Raw genomic sequence first — 394 nt, 5'->3', positions numbered from 1 at the left:
GAACGCACTAAAAGTAGCAGAGTACCTTCAGCAACATGAGAAAGTGAGTTGGGTGAGCTACGCTGGTTTACCAACGTCTGAGTTCTATCCGCTGGCTGAGAAATACATGCAAGGTAAGCCGTCTGCCATTTTATCTTTTGGCTTGAAAGATGGTTATGAAGCCGGTGTTCGTTTCTATGATGCGCTACAAATATTCAAGCGCTTGGTGAACATTGGCGATGCAAAATCTCTCGCTTGTCACCCTGCTTCTACAACACACCGTCAATTAAGCGAAGCGGAACAAAAGCAAGCAGGTGTGTCACCAGAGATGATTCGTCTCTCAGTAGGTATCGAGCACATTGACGATATCTTGGCTGACCTAGAGCAAGCACTTAGCGCTTAATGCTTAATGCTT

Annotated in this window: 1 protein-coding gene; it reads left to right on the top strand. The window is 45.7% G+C overall.

The features are described 5' to 3' along the window. A partial coding sequence (locus tag AB4653_RS22785; RefSeq protein WP_372105391.1) for a PLP-dependent transferase occupies positions 1-382 on the top strand: 382 nt, incomplete at its 5' end. Positions 383-394 lie beyond the last annotated feature (12 nt).

Source organism: Vibrio sp. 10N.222.48.A3 (assembly GCF_041475345.1).
GTDB lineage: Bacteria > Pseudomonadota > Gammaproteobacteria > Enterobacterales > Vibrionaceae > Vibrio > Vibrio tasmaniensis_A.
Note: the sequence above shows the minus strand (reverse complement) of the source record. Positions and strands in the feature narration are given on the sequence as shown.